Below are 18,031 nucleotides of genomic sequence, written 5' to 3' on the forward strand. Positions count from 1 at the left end.
TGAGGGACTACTTCCCGTCCGGGTGCGTCTTGCGCTCCTCGACGGGCTCGTGCTCCTCGATGAACTCGTCCACGACGTCGGTGCCGAAGCGCTCCGCCTGCTTCTTCGCGGAGATGCCGCGGACGAACTCGAGGATGATCGGCAGGACCGAGACGAGGACGATCGCGATGAAGATGATGTCGATGTTGTCCCCGACCCACTGGTACTGGCCGAGCCACGCGCCGAGCAGCGTCACGCCGCCGCCCCACAGGAGCGCGCCGATGACGTTGTAGAGGAAGAACTTGCCCTTCCCCATCTGGGCGACCCCCACGATCACGGGCACGAAGGTGCGGATGATCGGCACGAAGCGGGCCAGGATGAGGGCCTTGCCGCCGTGCTTCTCGAAGAACGCGTGCGCCTTCTCGACGTTCTCGCGCTTGAACAGGCGCGAGTCCGGACGGTTGAAGATGGCCGGGCCGGCCTTCGAGCCGATGAGGTATCCGGCCTGGTTGCCGATGACCGCGGCGACGATGATGAGGCCCGCCATGGCCCAGAGGTTGAACTGGATGGCCCCCGTCGCGACGAGGAGCCCGGCGGTGAAGAGCATCGAGTCGCCGGGAAGGAAGAAGCCCACGAGCAGCCCGGTCTCGGCGAAGACGATGCCGCACACGAGGAGCACGACCCACGGCCCCAGCGGTGAGTTGCGCAGGAACACGTCCGGGTTGAGCCAGTCGGGCAGGAACGAGGCCATGTGCGGCTGCACGGCGAGGGCCTGCACGGCCAGCCCGTTGAGCGCCTCGGTCGCAGCGGGCAGGGAGGTCAGGAGCGTCGGAGTCACCCCCCAAGCCTACGGGAGAAAGCCTGTGCACCCGCTGTGGCGTGTGGCTCACGGGCGCGGGGCCCGGGCGCGGCTAGACTCGTCGCCGTGCCCCTGGACTTCACTGCGATCGACTTCGAGACGGCCAATGGGTTCCGGGGCTCCCCCTGCTCGGTGGGCCTCGTGCGCGTCCGGGACGGGCGCGCGGTCGAGCGCGCGCACTGGCTCATGCGGCCCCCGGAGGGCCATGACCACTTCGACCCGCGCAACGTCGCGGTCCACGGCATCAGGCCGGAGGACGTGGCGCACGCTCCGCGCTTCGCCGACGTCTTCGCGGAGATCGGCGGGTTCATCGGCGACGACGTCCTCGCCGCCCACAACGCGGCCTTCGACCTCGGCGTGATCCGCTCGGCCCTCGAGGTCAGCGCCCTGCCGGCCCCGGCCTACGACTACGCGTGCACCGTGGTCCTCTCGCGCCGCACCTACGACCTGCCCTCGCACTCGCTGCCCTTCGCCGCGCGCGCCGCCGGCGTCGAGCTCGAACGCCACCACGACGCCGCCGAGGACGCCGCAGCGTGCGCCGGGGTCCTCGTGGACATCGCCCGGCGGCACGGGGCGGACAGCGTCGGGGGCGTCTACGGCGCGCTGGGCCTCTCGCTCCCGCGCCAGGACGGCTTCGTCCCCGGGGTCGACGAGCCCTCGCGCCCCACCGCGCGTGCCATCGCGCGCACGGGCCCGGGCGCCCCGGACAGGGGACGCACGACGGCGGGACGCGCCCCGCGATCGCGCCCCGCCGGCACGGGGCGTGCGTGGGCGCCGTGGCCGACCGAGGGCGCGAACCCGCTCGCCAACGCCGCCGCAGACCCCAACCATCCCCTCTTCGGGCACCGCATCGTCTTCACGGGCACGCTCGGCATGACGCGTTCCGAGGCCAAGGAGCGGGCCGCAGCCCTCGGCGCGCAGCCCGCGAGCACGGTCACGCGCGCGACGACGATCCTCGTCGTCGGGGACGGCTTCGTCGCCTCGGACCTCGTCTCCGGCCGCGTGACGTCCAAGGCCCGCCGGGTGCTCGAGCTGCGCGAGCGGGGCCAGCGGGTCGAGGTCCTCTCCGAGGCCGAGTTCCTGCAGATGCTGGGCGGGCGGTGGCCCGCCCGCAGCGCCTAGCCGAGGAGGTCCGGCCGGTCACGCGACGCAACAGTCCTTCCGGGGCGGCTCGCCGGATCCCTAGGCTGGTGGGCATGACCGAGAGCCAGACCGGATTCGCGCAGACCGGATTCGCCCACGTCGATGCTACTGAGGTGGTCAGCGTCGCACCCCGCCAGAGCCTTCTGCGGCGCGCGTTCGCCTTCCCCAACCCCGTCAACGAGTACGCGGCGCGCGCGACGGCGGGCATCGTGGTCGTCCTGAGCCTCGCCGCGCTGCTGACCCAGTCCGGGTGGGCGCTGTGGGCCATCGCTATCGGCTTCGCGCTGCGCGTCGCGGGCGGGCCCCGCTACTCCCCGGAGGGCCGGCTCGCGGTGCACGTCATCGCCCCGCGCCTCGGCCCGGCGCGCCTCGTGGCGGGACCGCCCAAGCGCTTCGCCCAGGGGATCGGGCTCGTCGTCTCGACGGCCGCCGCGATCCTGCACGCGTCGGGCCTCGTCGTCGCCGCCTGGAGCGTCCTCGGCATCCTCATCGTGGCCGCGTCGCTCGAGGCCTTCGTGGGCTTCTGCCTCGGCTGCTGGATCTTCGGCCGGCTCCAGGACGCTGGCCTGATCCCGGCATCGGTGTGCGAAGCCTGCTCGAGCGTCGGCAGCGCCCGCAGCGGACGCTGACCGAGGCCGCGCTCAGGCCCCCGTGACCGCCGCGAGGCGCGCCGCCACGCCGTCGGCCGCCGCCATCCCCGCCGTCCGCTCCGCCCAGGCGGAGGGCACGGCGGCCGGGCCCCACAGCGTGCCCAGGAGCGCGCCCGCGATGGCCGCCGCGTCGCTCCCGTGCCCCGCGGCGAGGCCGACGCCCGCCGCGAACGCCCCGTCCAGAGGCTCGCCGGACCGCCCGGCGCTCTCGGCCGCGAGGACCGCCGACGCCGCACGGCCGAGGGCCTGGGCGGCGGGTCCCGCCCCGACGCCCACGCCACCGATCCCGTCCAGTGCGGACAGGACGTCCGGGTCCGGGACCCGCAGCGAGGCGACCTGCGCGCGCGCCGAGCCGAGCGCCGTCGCGGCGTCGGCGCCGAGCGCGAGGTAGTGGGCCGTCGCGGCGACGGCGACGGCGGCCTGGACGGCAGGCGCGGCCCCGTGGGTCAGATGGGCGGCGTCCGCGCTCATCTTGGCGACGGCGGCCGCCGGGATGTGGGGGACGAGGCCGAAGGGGGCCGTGTGCGCGGCGGCCCCGGCGTCGTCGTGTGCGAGGCCGAGCGGGCGCGCCGGCGTGCCCATCTCGCCCGAGGCGAGCGAGTCCACCCACGCCGGCAGCGGGCGCGCGGGCACCCGCACGCCCTCCTGGCCGTCGAGCCAACGCGCCTGCGCAACGGGGGCAGAGGGGGCGATCGGCACGCCCTGGCCGCCGAGCCAGCGCAGGGACGCGAGCCACACGCACGCCGCCTCGTCCGCGTGCACGCCGTCGTTCGCCCACTCGATGGCCTCGGCGAGCGCATCCGCGGTGAAGAGCGTGAGCTGGCCGGCGGCGCCGAGGGGGCGCGAGGCCGGGCCCGGCGCGTCGGTGCCGGCGGGGTCGAGGGCGGCCGCCTCGGCGACGGCGGTGCCCGCGAGGCAGCCGTGGATCCGCTCGGCGGCAGTGGGAGTGCTCATGGGCCACAATCTACCGGGTATCCTTCACGGGCAGAGCCGTGCCCGCAGTGCACCGGAGCCGGCCGACGCGAGGCCGAAGGGACGAGAGGGACTCATGCGCGAACCCGCGTGGCGCAGGACAGGGACGACCCCCGACTACCGCTTCTCGCTCGCGAACGAGCGCACGTTCCTCGCGTGGCTGCGCACGGCGCTCGCGCTCCTGGCCGGCGCCGTCGCGCTCGACCAGCTGACGCCCAACATCGCGCCCGCCCTCGTGCGCGGGATCCTGGCGGTGGCCCTCGCGGGCGTCGGGGCGGCCCTCGCGGCGCTTGCGTACCGGCGCTGGTCGCTCGCCGAGCAGGCCATGCGCCACGGGCGCGAGCTGCCGTTCTCGAGGGTCATGCTCGGGATGACCCTCGTCGTGGCCCTCGCCGCGCTTGCCTTCGCCGTGCTCGTCGTGGTCCGGCCGTGACCGTCCCGGCCGCCCCGGGCGCGGGGGGAGAGGCGCGGGACCCGGGCCTGCAGCCCGAGCGCACTTCCCTGTCCTGGCGGCGCACACTCCTCTCGCTCATCATCCTGGACCTGCTCGTGTGGCGCGCGTGGCTCGTCGCGGCGGACGACGGCGGGCGCGGCCCCGGCGTCGTGGCCGCGCTCGGCGTGTGCGCGGGCGCCGCGGCGACGGCCACCGCCGTCCTCGCCCTGTGCGCGCGGGCCCGCCGGCGTGAGCTTCGTCACGGCACTCAGGCGCCGCCCGCCGCCCTCATGCGCTGGGCCACGGCGGCCCTCGTGGTGCTCGGAGCGGCGACGATCGCCGTCATCCTGCTCGGGCGGTAACCTTCACTGGGACCGGCGCAGGCCCCGCCGAACCGCTGCGGACACCCGCAGAGACCACGAAAGCTCCACGAAAGAGGACTTCCATGACCACCACCGTGGCCGACCGCACGCCTGCGACGGCGCCCGAATACGGCGTCGTCGCCAAGCTCTCCGCCGAGGCCTTCGGCACCTTCCTGCTCGTCTTCGGCGCGCTCGGCGTGGCCCTGTTCAGCAACCCCTCGGCGGCGCCGATCCCGACGCCGCTCGCGCTCGGCCTGGCCCTCGCGGTCGGCATCGCCGCGGTGGGCCACGTCTCCGGCGGCCACTTCAACCCGGCCGTGACCCTCGGCCTCGCGGTCGCGGGGCGCACCAACTGGCGGCTCGTCCCCGGATACATCGCGGCGCAGCTCGTCGGCGGCCTCCTGGGCGCGCTCGTGCTCTGGGTCAGCGTGCGCACGCTGCCGAACCTGAGCAACGTCCAGACGATCTTCTCCCAGCTCTCCAACGGGTTCGGCGAGCACTCGCCGAACCAGTTCCCGCTCGCCGCGGGCCTCCTTGCCGAGGTCGTGTCGGCTGGCGCCTTCGTGGCGGTCGTCCTGGCCGTGACGAGCCGCCGCGCCATCAAGGGCATGGCGCCGTGGGCCATCGGGCTCGGCCTCGCCGTCCTCGTCCAAGGCATCGCGCCGATCACGAACGCGGGCCTCAACCCCGCCCGCTCGACCGCGACGGCGGTGTTCGCCGAGCCCGGCGTGCTCGCCCAGCTGTGGCTCTTCTGGGTCGCCCCGATCCTGGGCGCCGTGATCGTCGGCCTCATCTTCCGCGGCTTCGGCTCGCCCGAGGACCTCCACCGCGCCACCGCAGGCGCCCTCGCCGACGTGACAGCCGAGGCCACGCGCGACGACGGCGCCCGCGCCTCGGACGCGGCGGTGGCCGCCGCCGCTGCGGAGACGGCTGAGGACGCGGCCGCCGCGGAGGCCCAGGGAGAGACCGCCGGGACCGCGACGGCGGAGCCCCAGGCCGCCCAGCCCCAAGCTGCCGAGACCCCGGCCGCCGAGACCCCGCGCAGCCCGGAGGACGACGCGCGCGACTTCTTCGACAAGAACCGCTGAGCCGAGAACCTGCGCCGCGGGCCGGTGGCGCCGCAGAAATGTCGGTGCCACCGGCTAGCCTCGCTCGCATGAAGATCCTGCACACCTCGGACTGGCACCTCGGCCGCTCCTTCCACGGCGTCGGCATGCTCGCCGCTCAGGCCGAATGGCTCGACGGGCTTGTGCGCTTCGTCGAGCAGGAGGAGGTCGGGGCGGTCCTCGTCGCGGGGGACGTCTACGACCGTGCGCTGCCGGCGGTCGACGTCGTGGACCTCCTCGACTCGGCCCTCGTGCGCCTCGTCGGGGCCGGAACGCAGGTCGTCATCAGCAGCGGAAACCACGATTCCGCCGTGCGCCTCGGGTTCGCCTCGCGACTGCTCGAGCGCGGCGGCGTCCACCTGCGCACGCGCGTGGAGGAGATCGGCTCGCCCGTGCTCCTGCCCCTCCTCGGGGGCGCGCAGCTCGCCGTCTACGCCCTGCCGTACCTCGAGCCCCGGCTCGTCGGCGACGCGCTCGGGGTCTCGGAGCAGGGGCACACCGCCGTCACGCGCGCGGCGCTCGACCGCGCCCGCGCGGACCTCGAGGCCCGCCGTCAGGCCGGGCCGGTCCATTCGATCGTCATGGCGCACACGTTCGCTGGCGGGGGAGCGCCCTCGGACAGCGAGCGGGCGCTCTCGATCGGAGGACTCGACGTCGTCCCGGTGGGCCTCTTCGACGGCTTCGACTACGCCGCGCTCGGCCACCTGCACGGCCGGCAGGAGCTCACGCCGACCGTCCGGTACTCCGGATCGCCGCTGGCCTACTCCTTCTCGGAGGCGCGCCAGGCCAAGGGAGCCTGGCTCATCGAGGCCGGACCGGAGGGCATCGAATCCGTCGAGCCCGTGGCCTGGCCGAGCAGCCACCGCCTCGCGGTCCTGCGGGGACGCCTCGACGAACTCCTCGCGGACCCGGCCCACGCCGAGGCCGAGGGCGCATACTGCCACGTCACGCTCGTCGACGACGACCGTCCGCAGCGGGCCATGGAGCGCCTCCGGGCGAGGTTCCCGCTCGCGGTGGCCCTCGCGTTCGAGCCCGAGGGCGGGGCGAAGGACGGCGGCGAGAGCTACCGTTCGCGGCTCGCCGCGGCACAGACGGACCTCGACGTGTGCTGCGGCTTCCTCGAGCATGTGCGCGGGCGGGGCCCGAGCGGCCCCGAGAGGGCCGCCCTCGGCGAGGCCCTCGATGCCGTCCGGCTCGCGGAGGTGTCCGCATGAGGCTCCATCGGCTCGAGATCACGTCCTTCGGCCCCTTCGCCGGGACCGAGCACATCGACGTCGACGCGCTCGCGGAGCACGGGCTCTTCCTGCTCAACGGCCCCACGGGGGCGGGCAAGACGTCCATCCTGGACGCCGTGTGCTTCGCCCTCTACGGGAGCCTCCCGGGCGCTCGGCAGGGAAGCCGCGCGCTCAAGAGCCACCACGCCGCCGCGGACGCCGAGCCCTCCGTGCTCCTCGAGTTCACCGCGCAGGGCCGCCGCTTCGAGGTGCGCCGCACCCCCGAGTGGTCCAAGCCGAGCCGCCGTGCCGCAGGCGGCTGGTCGGTGCAGAAGGCCTCGACCCACCTGAGGGAGCACGTCGACGGGGAGTGGGCAGCCCTCAGCGCGCGCAACGACGAGGTCGGAGCGGTCCTCGCCGACGTCCTCGGCATGGGGCGCGAGCAGTTCACGCGCGTCGTCATGCTGCCCCAGGGCGAGTTCGCGTCCTTCCTGCGCTCGAAGGCCGCCGAGCGCGTGGCCCTGCTCGAGAAGCTCTTCGGCACGCAGCGGTACGCCGACGCCGAGGAGCAGCTCGCCCATCTCGCTCAGGCCGCCCGCGGGGAGGCCGAGCAGGCCGAGCGCGCCGCGGCGCTGCCCATCGCCCAGCTCGAGGCCGAGCTCGCCGCGGCCCCGGCCGAGGGTGCCGATCATGACGCGGACTCCACGCCGCAGCGCCCGTCGCGGGTCGAGGCCGAGTCCGCGCGCTCCCTGTTCCGCGCGGCGGAGCGCGCCTACGCCTCCCAGTCGGCCGCCGCGGCCGAGGCCCAGGCCCGTGCCAAGACCGATCTCGAGGCGGCGCGAGAGGCCGCGGAGGCAGCCGCGCGCTCGCTCGAGGACGCCGAGGAACTGGCACGAGCGCGGACCAGCCGCGCCGTCTGGGAGGACGCGGGCCCCGAGCATGCCCGGCACGTCGCCGCGCTCGCCGCCCACCGCGAGGCCGTGGGCCTGCGCCCGCACCTCGCCGAGTCGGAGCGCAGCGCGGCCGAGGAGCGCCGCACCGTGCGGGAGGCCCTCGCGGCGCTCGAGGATGCGCAGGCCGCGGGCTGGGTCCCGGGGGCGTCGGAGGAGGACGGCGCCGGGGACGCGCTCGGCCTTCCGTCTGCGGGCCTCGTGCATCGCGCCTCGGCGGCGGCCTCGGCGGAGGCCGCCGTGCTCGCCGAGCGGCTCCCGGCCGAGCGCGAGCTCGAGGAACTCGAGGCCCGGCATGAGCGCGAGGCCGCCGAGGCCCGGCGGCTCGCCGAGGCGAGCGCCCGCGCCGCGCAGGACCTTGGGGAGGCGACGGAGCACGCGGAGGGGCTCGCGGCCTCGCGCGCGCAGCTCGAGCCGGTTGCCGCCACGCTCGGCCTCGCCCGCGTCGAGGCGGACGCCGCGCGGGCCGTCATGGAGGCCGTCCAGGAGCACGCCGAGGCCGCGCCCGCCGCGTCTGCGGCCGCCGAGGCACACACGCGCCTGCGGCAGGAGTCGCTCGACGCGCGCGAGCGTTGGCTCGCCCTGCGGGAGCGTCGGCTCGACCAGTCGGCCGCCGAGCTCGCGGCCCGGCTCGAGCCGGGCGCGGCCTGCCCGGTGTGCGGCTCCCCGGAGCACCCGCAGCCCGCGCATGGCGCCGAGGAGCCCCTCGGCCTCGTCGACGCCGAGCGCGCCGCCGCCCAGGAGGCGGAGGCCGCCGTCGCCAGGGAGCGCACGGCGAACGACGCCGTCGCGGCAGCCCGGGAGCGGCTCGCCGCGGTCGACGCGCGCGGCGGCGCGACCGACCCCGACAAGGCGGCGAGGACCCTCGAGGAGGCGCTGTCCGAGTTCCGGCACGCGGAAGCCGCCTCGGCCGAGCTCGTCGCCGTCCTGAGCCGGCTCGAGGCAGCGGCCCGCCGCCGCGACCTCGCCGCCGTCGCGCTCGCCGACGCGACAGCCGCCCAGGCTGGCGCCGAGGGGTCCCTCGCCCGCCTCGCCTCGGACGCGCGATGCAGGCGCGACGAGCTTGCCGTCTGGAGGGCCGGCTATCCCTCGCTCGCCGCGCGCCAGGCCGACGTCGCCGCCCGGGCGCGCACCCTCGACTCCCTCGAACAGTCGGTCCTGCGCCACGGCTCCGCGGCCGCGTCGCTCGAACGCGCCCGCGTCGCCTTCGCCGAGGCGCTCGCGGCCACCCCGTTCGCCGACGAGGCAGCGGTGCGCGAGGCCCTCGTCCCCGAGCAGGCTGCCCGCGCGCTCGAGGACGCCGTCCGGGCCCACGAGGCCGAGGGGCAGCAGCTCGGAGGCCTGTTCGATGCGGCGGCCGTGCGGCGCGCGCTCGAGGCCGAGTCCGCCGGGCGTGCCGTCCGGCCCGAGGAGCTCGCGATGCTGCGCGCCCGGGAGGCCGAGGCCGAGGCGCGCCGCAGCCGGGGCGAGGTCTCGGCCCACGCCGCCTCCGCCGCGGAGGATCGGCGGCGCCGGCTCGAGGCAGAGTTCGAGGCCTGCCTCCCGGCACTCGCAAGTGCCCGCGACCGGGCGGACCTGCTGGCCGAGCTCCTGCGCACGGTGCGCGGCCAGGGCGAGAACGCCAAGCGCATGTCCCTGCACAGCTACGTCCTCGCGGCCCGGCTCGAGCAGGTGGCCCACGCGGCGACCGAGCGGCTCCTGGCCATGACCGACGGCCGCTTCACGCTCGAGCACAGCGACGCGCTCGCCGCCCGCGGCGCCGCCTCGGGCCTCGGCCTCGAGGTCCACGACGGCTGGACCGGCCAGCGGCGCGACCCGTCGACGCTGTCCGGGGGAGAGTCCTTCATGGCCTCCCTCGCGCTCGCTCTCGGGCTCGCGGACGTGGTCCAGCACGAGTCCGGGGGCATCGACATCGAGACGCTCTTCGTGGACGAGGGCTTCGGCAGCCTCGACGAGCAGTCGCTCGAGCAGGTCATGGACGCGATCGAGGGCCTGCGCGCCGGCGGGCGCGTCGTCGGGCTCGTGAGCCACGTGCCCGAGCTCAAGCAGCGGATCCCCGCCCAGATCCGCGTCGTCAAGGGCAGGACGGGATCCCATGTGAACCTTGTCGGGGTCAGCGGGGAGCCTAGGCGGGAGGGCTCGGCCCCGGGCTAGGATGGTGAGGCTACCGGGTCCTGCACGGCGGGTGGCAGGGACGCCGTGCGCTCCCTGAGGTGTGCCTGTGCCCGTCCGCGTCTCCTTCCTGGCCCGCTACGCCGCCCTGCCTTCCCTGGCCGGGACGTCGTTCATCCCCATCGCCTTCGTCGCGAGGCTGCCCCTCGCGATGCTCACCGTCGGGACGCTCACCGCCGTGGCCGTCGCGTCGGGTTCCTACGCCCTCGGCGGGCTCGCGGCGGGAGCCGTCGGGCTCGGCGCCGCCCTGGGGGCGCCCCTGCTCGGCGGTCTGGCCGACAGGCACGGGCAGCGCCACGTGGTCCTCGCCGCCGGGCTGCTTAACGCCGCCGGCATGCTCGCCGTCGTCCTTGCGAGCTATCCGCCGCCGCTCGCAGGCGAGACCCCGCCGTGGGCCGTCGTGGCGGCGTCCTTCGCCGCCGGCCTCACGACGCCGCAGGTGGGGCCCCTGGCCCGCGCCCGCTGGATGGCGCTCACCGCCGGGAGGGCCCGACGGGCGCTCGAGCTCGACGCAGCCCTCTCCTACGAGGGGACGGCGGACGAGGTGACGTTCGTGCTCGGCCCCGCGCTCGTGGGCGCCCTCGCGGCGCTCCTCGGCCCCGGCGTCCCCCTCGGCGTCGCGGCCGCCCTCACGGCCGTGTTCGTGGGCGCCTTCGCGCTGCATCCCACGGCCGTGGCCGCCCATCCCGCAGGGCGGGACCCGCACGCCCGCGTCCCCGCGCGCGCGTGGCTCATCGTCCTGGTTCCCGTCGCGGCGATGACGGCCATGGGGACCTTCTTCGGCGCGATGCAGGCGGCGGTCACGGCGTTCGCCGGCGAGCGCGGTGCGGCCGAGGTCGGCGGGCTGCTCTACGCTGCGGTCGGGGCGACCTCGGCCGTGACGGCGCTGAGCGTCGCCGCGTGGAGTCCGCGCATCGCCCTGCCTGTGCGCTGGGCGGCCTGCGCCGCCGCCATGGTCCTGGCCGCGCTCCTGCCCTTGGCCGCCGATTCGTTCGAGAGCCTCACGGCGGCGCTCCTGGTCCTCGGCCTCCCTGTCGGCCCCATCATGGTCACGGTCTACGCCGTCGGCGGCCGCGTGGCCCCGGACGGCAGGGCCGGGACGGTCATGACCGCCCTCGCGAGCGGCCTCGTCGCCGGCACGGCCCTCGGCTCGGGCCTCGCGGGGGCGCTTGCCGAGTCCGGGGGAGTGGCCGCCGCGTTCGGCGCGCCGCTGGGGGCAGCGGCGGGCCTCCTCGTGCTCGGCGCGGTGGCGGCAGCAGCGGGGTGGGGGAACCACGTCGACTGAGCCGCGCCGTCACTACGCGCGAGCCTTCCTCGGAATGCAGCACCTGCCAGCTTCGGCTCGGCTCGGGACACGTACAAGCTCCGGGACTGGATCCCTTGCTGGCGATCCAGACGGGGCCGCCCCCGGGCGAGCTAGCAGACCTTATCGGACCTACTCGTGCGCGTCTGACCATTGGTGGTGACTGACTGGGAGTTGACGCGGCAGGTCTCGCCATTCTCGGTAAACGTGTTCTGGCTAGTCAGCTTTATCACCTTGTCGTTCAAGTGATAGTGCTGTTTATAGTCGGACGTGTAACCCTCAAGAACTTCTTGATCGCGGTTATTGCTCGTGTAGTACTCATTCGCAATGTATCGAGTCACGGAGCGGTACTCACGGGTGTATGACCCATCGGGACTGCTGTATTCGAGGTATTCCACCTGGGCGGGGTTGCTGGGCGAGCCCGATGGCGGCGCGGCCAGCGCCGGCGAGGCAGTGAGGGCGAGAGCCAGGCCAGCGCCGGCGGCGGCGGTGACCAAGCGCGTCAAACGGTGCACTGTGGGAGGTCCTTTCGTTTTTGTCCGGGCTCCCCAGCGCGCAGTGAAGAAATCTTAGCTATCGCAAATTGCTCGGTCAATCAATTGACCACCCGGCATGCAGACGCTGGTTACCGTCATCGCCCCGGGCTCTTGCGGCAGCAGGGGCGAGGTCCCATCGATCGGGCATCCTGCGGCGAGGTGGTCCATGACAGGTGATTCTCTGATGCGCAGTCCCCTCAAACGAGTACACGCTACTCGTGCGCGTTGAGATGCCGTCGGGTTGAAATGTTGGCACGCGTGCAACGTGGAGCTTTCGGGGGCCGCATGCGTCGGGGTGTTCACGTTGGGGTTCGCCGCCCGTGGGCTGTATGGCGGGACGTTCGGAGAAGAGGGTACGGCTATGGCACTGGTGACCGAATACGCGTCTGCGGGAGTGATCGGCTCGGGCGTTGGCCCGGTCCGGGCGGGCCGGCATCGGGCGGGGTTCACTTTGGTCCTGATCGTCCTGGCCATGCTCGCCGTCGCGTCGATTGTGCTGGCGCAGATGACCTTGAGAGTTGCTGGAGGCCCCGCGCCTGCGGCGGCCGGGCCGGTGCCTGCCGTTCAGGCCTTGGGCCTTCCCCAGCCCGGGATTGCGGGCTCGGACGGTCTCTCGCGGGCGAGCAGGGAAGACGCCCTGGACGCCTATGGGAAGCTGCCTCTGTCCTTCGTGGCGAATGCCGGCCAGACCGATGAGAGCGTGCGGTACTACGCGCAGGGAGCCGGCTTCGGCTTCTTCTTCACCGAGGGCAAGGCCGTCCTGTCCTTGGCCAAAGGCGACCGCGGCCATGCGCTTGAACTTGGTTTTCTCGGCTCCAGCCCGGACGCGACGCTCGAGGCGGGCGAGCCCGCTGCCGGGACGGTGAACTACCTGACGGCGGGCGAGAGCCACACCAGCCTGCCCACCTACCAGCAGGTCGTCTACCGGGGGCTCTGGCCGGGCATCGACATGGTCTTCGCCGGCCGGGACGGAACGCTGAAGTACGAGTTCCACGTGGCGCCCGGAGCCGATCCCGGCGACATCCGCCTCTCCTACGGCGGCGCCGACGGGCTCGCGCTCGGCCCTGCCGGTGCGCTGCTCATCGACACCCCGCTGGGGGCCTTGCGGGACTCTGCCCCTACGAGTTACCAGCTCATCGACGGCAGGTCCGTCCCGGTCGAGAGCCGCTACGCGCTCGAAGATCACTCCTATGGCTTCGCGCTCGGCGGCTACGACCGAAGCCAGCCGCTGGTGATCGACCCGGCCCTCGCGTACTCGACCTACCTCGGCGGGAGCGGCATTGACGCCGGCCTCAGCATTGCCGTCGACGCCTCCGGCAACGCGTACGTGACCGGGTCCACGAACTCGACCGACTTCCCCACCACCGTCGGCGCCTTCGACACCACCATCAATGGCGACGATGCATTCGTCACCAAGCTCTCGCCCACCGGGTCAAGCCTGGTCTACTCGACCTACCTCGGGGGGAGCGGCTTCGACACCGGCGCCGGCGTCGCCGTTGACGCCGTGGGCAGCGCCTACGTGACCGGCACAACGGATTCGGCCGACTTCCCGACCACGGCCGGCGCCTTCGACACCACCTTCAACAGCGGCAACGACGCCTTCGTCACCAAGCTCAACCCGGCCGGCTCGGCGCTCGTCTACTCGACCTACCTGGGCGGGACGTCGTTTGACAACGGCTTCGGCATAGCCCTCGACGCGGCCGGCAGCGCCTACGTGACCGGCGAGACGAGCTCGACCGATTTCCCGACCACCGCCAGCGCCTTCGACACCATCCACAATGGCGGCATCCGCGACGCCTTCGTCACCAAGCTGGACCCCACCGGATCGAGCCTCCTTTACTCGACCTACCTCGGGGGGAGCGACGACGACAACGGCTTCGGCGTCGCCGTCGACGCCGCGGCCAGCGCCTACGTGACGGGCGCGACGGGCTCGACGAATTTCCCGACCACGGCCGGCGCCTTCGATACCACCCTCGATGGCGGCGGCGACGCCTTCGTCACCAAGCTCTCGCCCACCGGGTCGAGCCTCGTCTACTCGACCTACCTCGGGGGTGGCAACTTCGACCCCGGCAACGGCGTCGCCGTCGATGCCACGGGCAGCGCCCACGTGACCGGGTCCACGACCTCGACCGACTTCCCGACCACGGCCGGTGCCTTCGACACCACCGCCAACGGCAGCAACGACGCCTTCGTCACCAAGCTCTCGCCCACCGGGTCGAGCCTCGTCTACTCGACCTACCTCGGGGGGAGCGGCTTTGATCGCGGCCTCGGCGTCGCCGTCGACGCCGCGGGCAACACCTACATCACCGGCAACACGAGCTCGACCGATTTCCCAACCACCGCTGGCGCCTTGGATACCACCCTAAATGGCGGCGGCGACGCGTTCGTCACCAAGCTCTCGCCCACCGGATCGAGTCTCCTGGACTCGACCTACCTAGGGGGGAGCGGCTTCGACAACGGCGCCGGCGTCACCGTCGACGCCGTGGGGAGCGCCTACGTCACCGGGTCCACGGGCTCGGCCGACTTCCCGACCACCGCCGGCGCCTTCGACACCATCTTCGATGGCGTCGCCGATGCCTTTGTCGCCAAGCTCACGTTCGGCCCGGGCGCGCCGGCGACAATCACGCTCGCCCCTAAGACGGACACCAACGACATCGGCACCCAGCATTGCGTGACCGCGACGGTCAAGGACGCGTCGGGCAACCCGATTCCGGGTATCACCGTGCGCTTCACGGTCACCGGCTCGGTGACCACCAGCGGATCGGACACCACGGACGCGAACGGGGAAGCGACCTTCTGCTACCCGGGCCCCCAGCTCCCCGGCGCGGACGCGATCACAGCCTTCGCCGACACCGACAACGACACCACCCAGGATCCGGGTGAACCCTCCGACACCGCGGCCAAGGCCTGGACGCTTCCGACTACCACGCCACTCTGCCAGGTCAAGACCGAGACGGGTGGCACGATCATCGCCAACAACGGCGACAAGGCCACGTTCGGCGGCAACGCCCAGTCAAACGCCGTCGGCAACGTCAAGGGCCAGCAGCAGTACCAGGACCACGGTCCCGCCCAGCCACAGAGGGTGAAGTCCATCCGGATCCTCGCGTTGACCTGCAACCCGCAGCACACCCAGGCGACGATTTTCGGCCGCGCCACGATCGACGGTCAGGGCTCGCACCTGTTCCGGATCGATGTCCAGGACTTCGGTGAGCCCGGCAAGGGCAACGACACCTACTGGATCCGACTCGAGACCGGCTACGACTCGGGCTCGCACACGCTCGAGGGAGGCAACATCCAGATCCGCTAGACCGGATCGTTCCGACCTGAGCAACCCCGCATCGCAACACGCCGTTATGGTCTCCCCATAGCGGCGTGTTGCGATGCGGGGTTGTGTGCATGGCCGCCGCGCCGGCCCGGCTCTCAGCCGATGGCGTCCTGGATACGTCCGGCCGCGGCCGCGAGGGCCGCGCCGATGCGTGCGTGGTCGGTGATCCCGCCGAAGTAGACGACGGCGAGGGCGGCGGGGCGCTGGTGCGGGATCCGGAGGGGCACGGCCACGGAGGAGAAGCCCGGGATGACCTCGTCGTGGCTCAGCGAGTACCCGCGCTCCCTGGCCGCGTCCGCGTCGTCGCGATACGGGATCTCCGGCGCCCGCTGTTCCCACTCCTCCCGCCCGAGGGCGGACTGGATCGCGATCCCGGGCGCGCCCTGGTCGAGGCTGTGCCGCGTCCCCGGCCGCACGGCGAGCGTAGCTCCGTTGTGCTGCGGCTCGACGGTCGCGAGCGTGATGCATTCGGCGCGGTCCCAGACGGCCACGAAGGCCGTCATCTTCAGCTCCGAGGCGAGCCGGCTCAGCTCGGGCAGCGAGGCCGTCTGGAGGTCCCTCGACACCGAGCGCGCGAGCACCGAGAGGCCCGCGCCGGGGCTGAGACGGCCGGACTCGTCCCTCGTGACGAGGGCGTGGTCCTCGAGGGTGCGCACAATGCGGTAGGCGATCGAGCGGTGCACCTCGAGCGCCGCGGAGAGCTCGGCGATCGTGAGCGGGTTCCGGGCCTCCGCGAGGACCTCGAGGGCGCGGATCCCCCGGGAGAGGGTCTGCGAGTGCGGACCGGACTCCGCGGCGGTGCGTGGCATCTGACCATCCTAGGATTCAGGCTCGGGCGGGGTTCGGGGCAGGCTCGGCGTCGCTGGGCCTTGTGCCACGGGTCGCACGCGACCTACAGTGTGGTTGTTCTATATAAGCACGGACAGTTCGATATTCGAATGCCAGACACCAGCAGTATTGAACACTCGGGCACCTCACACAAGTGGACGGGCGGCGCCCAGGCCCACCACTTCCGCGGCAGCCTCGGCCGCTTCGCCACGGGGGTGGCCATCGTGGCCTTCGACGGCCCGAGCGGCCGCCACGGCATCACCGTCAACTCCTTCATCTCGGTCTCGCTCGAACCCCCGCTCGTGCTCGTGAGCATCGCGCGCACCGCCCGGGCCCACAACGAGCTCGCGGGCCGGCCGTTTTCGGTCAACATCCTCGGCGCCGAGCAGAAGGCCCTCGCCCTGCACTTCGCGGGGAGGCCGGGACTGCAGCCGGAATGGGTCGAGGGCCCGACGGCGCCGCGCCTCGCCCGGCCGCTGGCCTACTTCGTCTGCACCCCGTGGGCCGCCTACGACGGCGGGGACCACACCCTCTACGTCGGCGAGGTCGTGGACTTCAACCACCGCCCCGGCGACGCCCTCGCCTTCCAGGGGGGCCGCTTCACGACCATCCCCGAGAGCGAGCTGGGCGTCGAGGACCTCCTCTAGCCCTTCCGGGGCACGGACCCCGGCACCATCCCGCCACCGACGACGACTGGAGTGACAGCCATGGGCATCCGCACTGGGGAGCAGTTCCTCGCGAAGCTGAACGCGATGCGTCCGCACCTCGTGATCGACGGCGAGGTCGTCTCCGAGAACCTCACGGAGCACCCCTCCTTCAGGGGCCTTGCCCGCAGCTTCGCGGCGCTCTTCGACCTCCAGCACGACCCCGAGCACCGGGATGCGCTGACCTACGGCTCCCCCACGACGGGCGAGCCCGTCAACGTCTCCTTCCTCGTGCCCCGCACAAGGGAGGACCTTGAGCGGCGGCGCGCCGGCATGACCGTCTGGGCGCAGTACTCCCACGGCTTCCTGGGCCGCACCGGCGACTACATGAACTCCGCGCTGACGGCCCTGGGCTCGGCCAAGAAGTTCTTCACCCAGGCCGATCCCGCCTACGGCGAGCGCGTCGAGGCGTACTACGAGATGTGCCGCGAGAAGGACCTCCTGGCGACCCACACCCTCATCCCGCCGCAGGCCAACCGCTCCGTGTCCGGCTCCGAGCAGCTCGGCGGACAGCTCGCCGCGCGTGTCGTCGAGGAGCGCGACGACGGCGTCGTGGTCCGCGGCGCGCGCATGCTCGCGACCATCGCCCCGATCGCCGACGAGCTGCTCGTCTTCCCGTCGACTCTCCTGCGCGGCGGGCCCGACGACGTGCCGTACTCGTTCGCGTTCGCGATCCAGAACGACGCCCCCGGCCTCCGCTACCTCTGCCGCACGGGCCTGCACCACGGCGGCGGCCACCACGACGAGCCGCTCGCGAGCCGCTTCGAGGAGGTCGACGCCGTCGTCGTCTTCGACGACGTCTTCGTGCCGAGCGAGCGCGTGTTCATGCTCGGGCGCCCCGACCTGTGCAACGCGTGGTACGCCGAGACCGGCGCGGGGCCGCTCATGGCCCACCAGGTCGTGACCCGCACGCTCGCCAAGAGCGAGTTCTTCCTCGGGCTCGCTTCGGAGATCGCCGCGGCGATCGGCATCGACGGCTTCCAGCACATCCAGGAGGACCTCGCGGAGCTCATCCGCAACGTCGAGATCGGCAGGGCGCTCATCGTCGCGGCCGAGGCGCAGGCGGCGCTGTCCGACGACGGCGTCATGCTCCCGCACTGGCCCACCCTCAACGCGGCCCGCAACTGGTACCCGAAGGCTTCGCAGCGCTACCCGGAGATCATCCGGAAGTTCTGCGCGTCCGGCCTCATGGCCCTGCCGGGCGAGGCGGATCTGGACGTCGCCCGCGGGGACATCGAGATGTACCTCCAGGGGAAGTCGCTCACAGGCCCCGAGCGCATCCGCCTCTTCAAGCTCGCCGCCGACGCCTCGGTCACGGGGTTCGCCGGCCGGCAGGCGCTGTACGAGTACTTCTTCTTCGGCGACCCCGTCCGGATGGCCGGCGCCCTCGTCAACAGCTACGACCGCGAACCCCTCCGCGAGCGGATCCGTGAGCTCCTTCACCATGAGGACTGAGCGCCGGACGGCCGCCCGTGGAGGGCCGGGGGTGTGCGGC

The 18,031-nt window shown here is 73.2% G+C and carries 15 protein-coding genes; 11 read left to right on the forward strand and 4 right to left on the reverse strand.

Annotation, left to right across the window (positions count from 1 at the left end; translation table 11 throughout):
- Nucleotides 1–7: 7 nt before the first annotated feature.
- Nucleotides 8–730, reverse strand: coding sequence for a DedA family protein (locus tag BV907_RS13200; RefSeq protein WP_077490249.1), 723 nt, complete (start codon nucleotides 728–730; stop codon nucleotides 8–10).
- A 174-nt stretch (nucleotides 731–904) separates the two neighbouring features.
- On the opposite strand from BV907_RS13200, the gene BV907_RS13205 reads away from it, so the two are divergent.
- Entirely contained in the window at nucleotides 905–1,960 is a 1,056-nt protein-coding gene (locus BV907_RS13205) for an exonuclease domain-containing protein (RefSeq protein ID WP_077490165.1), read from the forward strand.
- A 74-nt stretch (nucleotides 1,961–2,034) separates the two neighbouring features.
- Nucleotides 2,035–2,610 (forward strand): DUF4395 domain-containing protein, encoded by a 576-nt coding sequence (locus BV907_RS13210; RefSeq protein ID WP_077490166.1) that lies wholly within the window; start codon nucleotides 2,035–2,037, stop codon nucleotides 2,608–2,610.
- Between the two features lie 12 nt (nucleotides 2,611–2,622).
- On the opposite strand, the gene BV907_RS13215 is transcribed toward BV907_RS13210, so the two are convergent.
- On the reverse strand, nucleotides 2,623–3,585 hold the full coding sequence (locus BV907_RS13215; RefSeq protein ID WP_077490167.1) for an ADP-ribosylglycohydrolase family protein: 963 nt from the start codon (nucleotides 3,583–3,585) through the stop codon (nucleotides 2,623–2,625).
- A 94-nt stretch (nucleotides 3,586–3,679) separates the two neighbouring features.
- Here BV907_RS13215 and BV907_RS13220 point away from each other — a divergent pair, with 94 nt between their 5' ends.
- The 6 genes from BV907_RS13220 (at nucleotide 3,680) to BV907_RS13245 (ending at nucleotide 11,125) form a co-directional block, all read left to right on the forward strand.
- Complete coding sequence (locus tag BV907_RS13220) at nucleotides 3,680–4,036, forward strand: DUF202 domain-containing protein (protein WP_077490168.1); 357 nt, start codon at nucleotides 3,680–3,682, stop codon at nucleotides 4,034–4,036.
- Entirely contained in the window at nucleotides 4,033–4,398 is a 366-nt protein-coding gene (locus BV907_RS13225) for a DUF202 domain-containing protein (protein WP_077490169.1), read from the forward strand. Before BV907_RS13220 ends, BV907_RS13225 begins: the two co-directional genes overlap by 4 nt.
- A gap of 83 nt (nucleotides 4,399–4,481) precedes the next feature.
- The gene (locus BV907_RS13230; RefSeq protein WP_077490170.1) at nucleotides 4,482–5,486 is read left to right on the forward strand and encodes an aquaporin; all 1,005 of its coding nucleotides are present in this window, start codon (nucleotides 4,482–4,484) and stop codon (nucleotides 5,484–5,486) included.
- 68 nt (nucleotides 5,487–5,554) lie between these two features.
- Nucleotides 5,555–6,718 carry an exonuclease SbcCD subunit D gene (locus BV907_RS13235; RefSeq protein ID WP_077490171.1) on the forward strand — a complete coding sequence of 388 codons (1,164 nt, stop codon included), beginning with the start codon at nucleotides 5,555–5,557 and terminating at the stop codon, nucleotides 6,716–6,718.
- Nucleotides 6,715–9,822, forward strand: coding sequence for an AAA family ATPase (locus BV907_RS13240; protein WP_077490172.1), 3,108 nt, complete (start codon nucleotides 6,715–6,717; stop codon nucleotides 9,820–9,822). Before BV907_RS13235 ends, BV907_RS13240 begins: the two co-directional genes overlap by 4 nt.
- 67 nt (nucleotides 9,823–9,889) lie before the next feature.
- Nucleotides 9,890–11,125: an MFS transporter gene (locus tag BV907_RS13245; RefSeq protein WP_245827956.1), complete on the forward strand. Its 1,236-nt coding sequence runs from the start codon at nucleotides 9,890–9,892 to the stop codon at nucleotides 11,123–11,125.
- Nucleotides 11,126–11,256: 131 nt separating this feature from the next.
- Here the strand turns inward: BV907_RS13245 and BV907_RS13250 are convergent, their stop codons facing one another.
- Nucleotides 11,257–11,649: a hypothetical protein gene (locus BV907_RS13250; RefSeq protein ID WP_139346763.1), complete on the reverse strand. Its 393-nt coding sequence runs from the start codon at nucleotides 11,647–11,649 to the stop codon at nucleotides 11,257–11,259.
- Nucleotides 11,650–12,040: 391 nt separating this feature from the next.
- On the opposite strand from BV907_RS13250, the gene BV907_RS13255 reads away from it, so the two are divergent.
- A complete protein-coding gene (locus BV907_RS13255) occupies nucleotides 12,041–14,986 on the forward strand; it encodes a DUF7948 domain-containing protein (protein ID WP_077490175.1) in 2,946 nt (981 codons plus the stop codon).
- A 113-nt stretch (nucleotides 14,987–15,099) separates the two neighbouring features.
- On the opposite strand, the gene BV907_RS13260 is transcribed toward BV907_RS13255, so the two are convergent.
- Entirely contained in the window at nucleotides 15,100–15,813 is a 714-nt protein-coding gene (locus tag BV907_RS13260; RefSeq protein ID WP_077490176.1) for an IclR family transcriptional regulator, read from the reverse strand.
- A gap of 129 nt (nucleotides 15,814–15,942) precedes the next feature.
- On the opposite strand from BV907_RS13260, the gene BV907_RS13265 reads away from it, so the two are divergent.
- Both BV907_RS13265 and hpaB read left to right on the forward strand, forming a co-directional pair.
- Nucleotides 15,943–16,479: a flavin reductase family protein gene (locus BV907_RS13265; protein ID WP_077490177.1), complete on the forward strand. Its 537-nt coding sequence runs from the start codon at nucleotides 15,943–15,945 to the stop codon at nucleotides 16,477–16,479.
- A gap of 60 nt (nucleotides 16,480–16,539) precedes the next feature.
- On the forward strand, nucleotides 16,540–17,991 hold the full coding sequence (hpaB, locus tag BV907_RS13270; protein WP_077490178.1) for a 4-hydroxyphenylacetate 3-monooxygenase, oxygenase component: 1,452 nt from the start codon (nucleotides 16,540–16,542) through the stop codon (nucleotides 17,989–17,991).
- The last annotated feature ends 40 nt before the right edge of the window (nucleotides 17,992–18,031 follow it).

It is taken from the genome of Sinomonas mesophila, assembly GCF_001999765.1.
Lineage (GTDB): Bacteria > Actinomycetota > Actinomycetes > Actinomycetales > Micrococcaceae > Sinomonas > Sinomonas mesophila.

Coding starts and splice junctions, on each gene's coding strand:
- BV907_RS13200 (WP_077490249.1), bottom strand. CDS start 730: ATGGCCTCGTTCCTGCCCGACTGGCTCAACCCGGACGTGTTCCTGCGC.
- BV907_RS13210 (WP_077490166.1), top strand. CDS start 2,035: ATGACCGAGAGCCAGACCGGATTCGCGCAGACCGGATTCGCCCACGTC.
- BV907_RS13215 (WP_077490167.1), bottom strand. CDS start 3,585: ATGAGCACTCCCACTGCCGCCGAGCGGATCCACGGCTGCCTCGCGGGC.
- BV907_RS13220 (WP_077490168.1), top strand. CDS start 3,680: ATGCGCGAACCCGCGTGGCGCAGGACAGGGACGACCCCCGACTACCGC.
- BV907_RS13230 (WP_077490170.1), top strand. CDS start 4,482: ATGACCACCACCGTGGCCGACCGCACGCCTGCGACGGCGCCCGAATAC.
- BV907_RS13235 (WP_077490171.1), top strand. CDS start 5,555: ATGAAGATCCTGCACACCTCGGACTGGCACCTCGGCCGCTCCTTCCAC.
- BV907_RS13240 (WP_077490172.1), top strand. CDS start 6,715: ATGAGGCTCCATCGGCTCGAGATCACGTCCTTCGGCCCCTTCGCCGGG.
- BV907_RS13255 (WP_077490175.1), top strand. CDS start 12,041: ATGGCACTGGTGACCGAATACGCGTCTGCGGGAGTGATCGGCTCGGGC.
- BV907_RS13260 (WP_077490176.1), bottom strand. CDS start 15,813: ATGCCACGCACCGCCGCGGAGTCCGGTCCGCACTCGCAGACCCTCTCC.
- BV907_RS13265 (WP_077490177.1), top strand. CDS start 15,943: ATGCCAGACACCAGCAGTATTGAACACTCGGGCACCTCACACAAGTGG.
- hpaB (WP_077490178.1), top strand. CDS start 16,540: ATGGGCATCCGCACTGGGGAGCAGTTCCTCGCGAAGCTGAACGCGATG.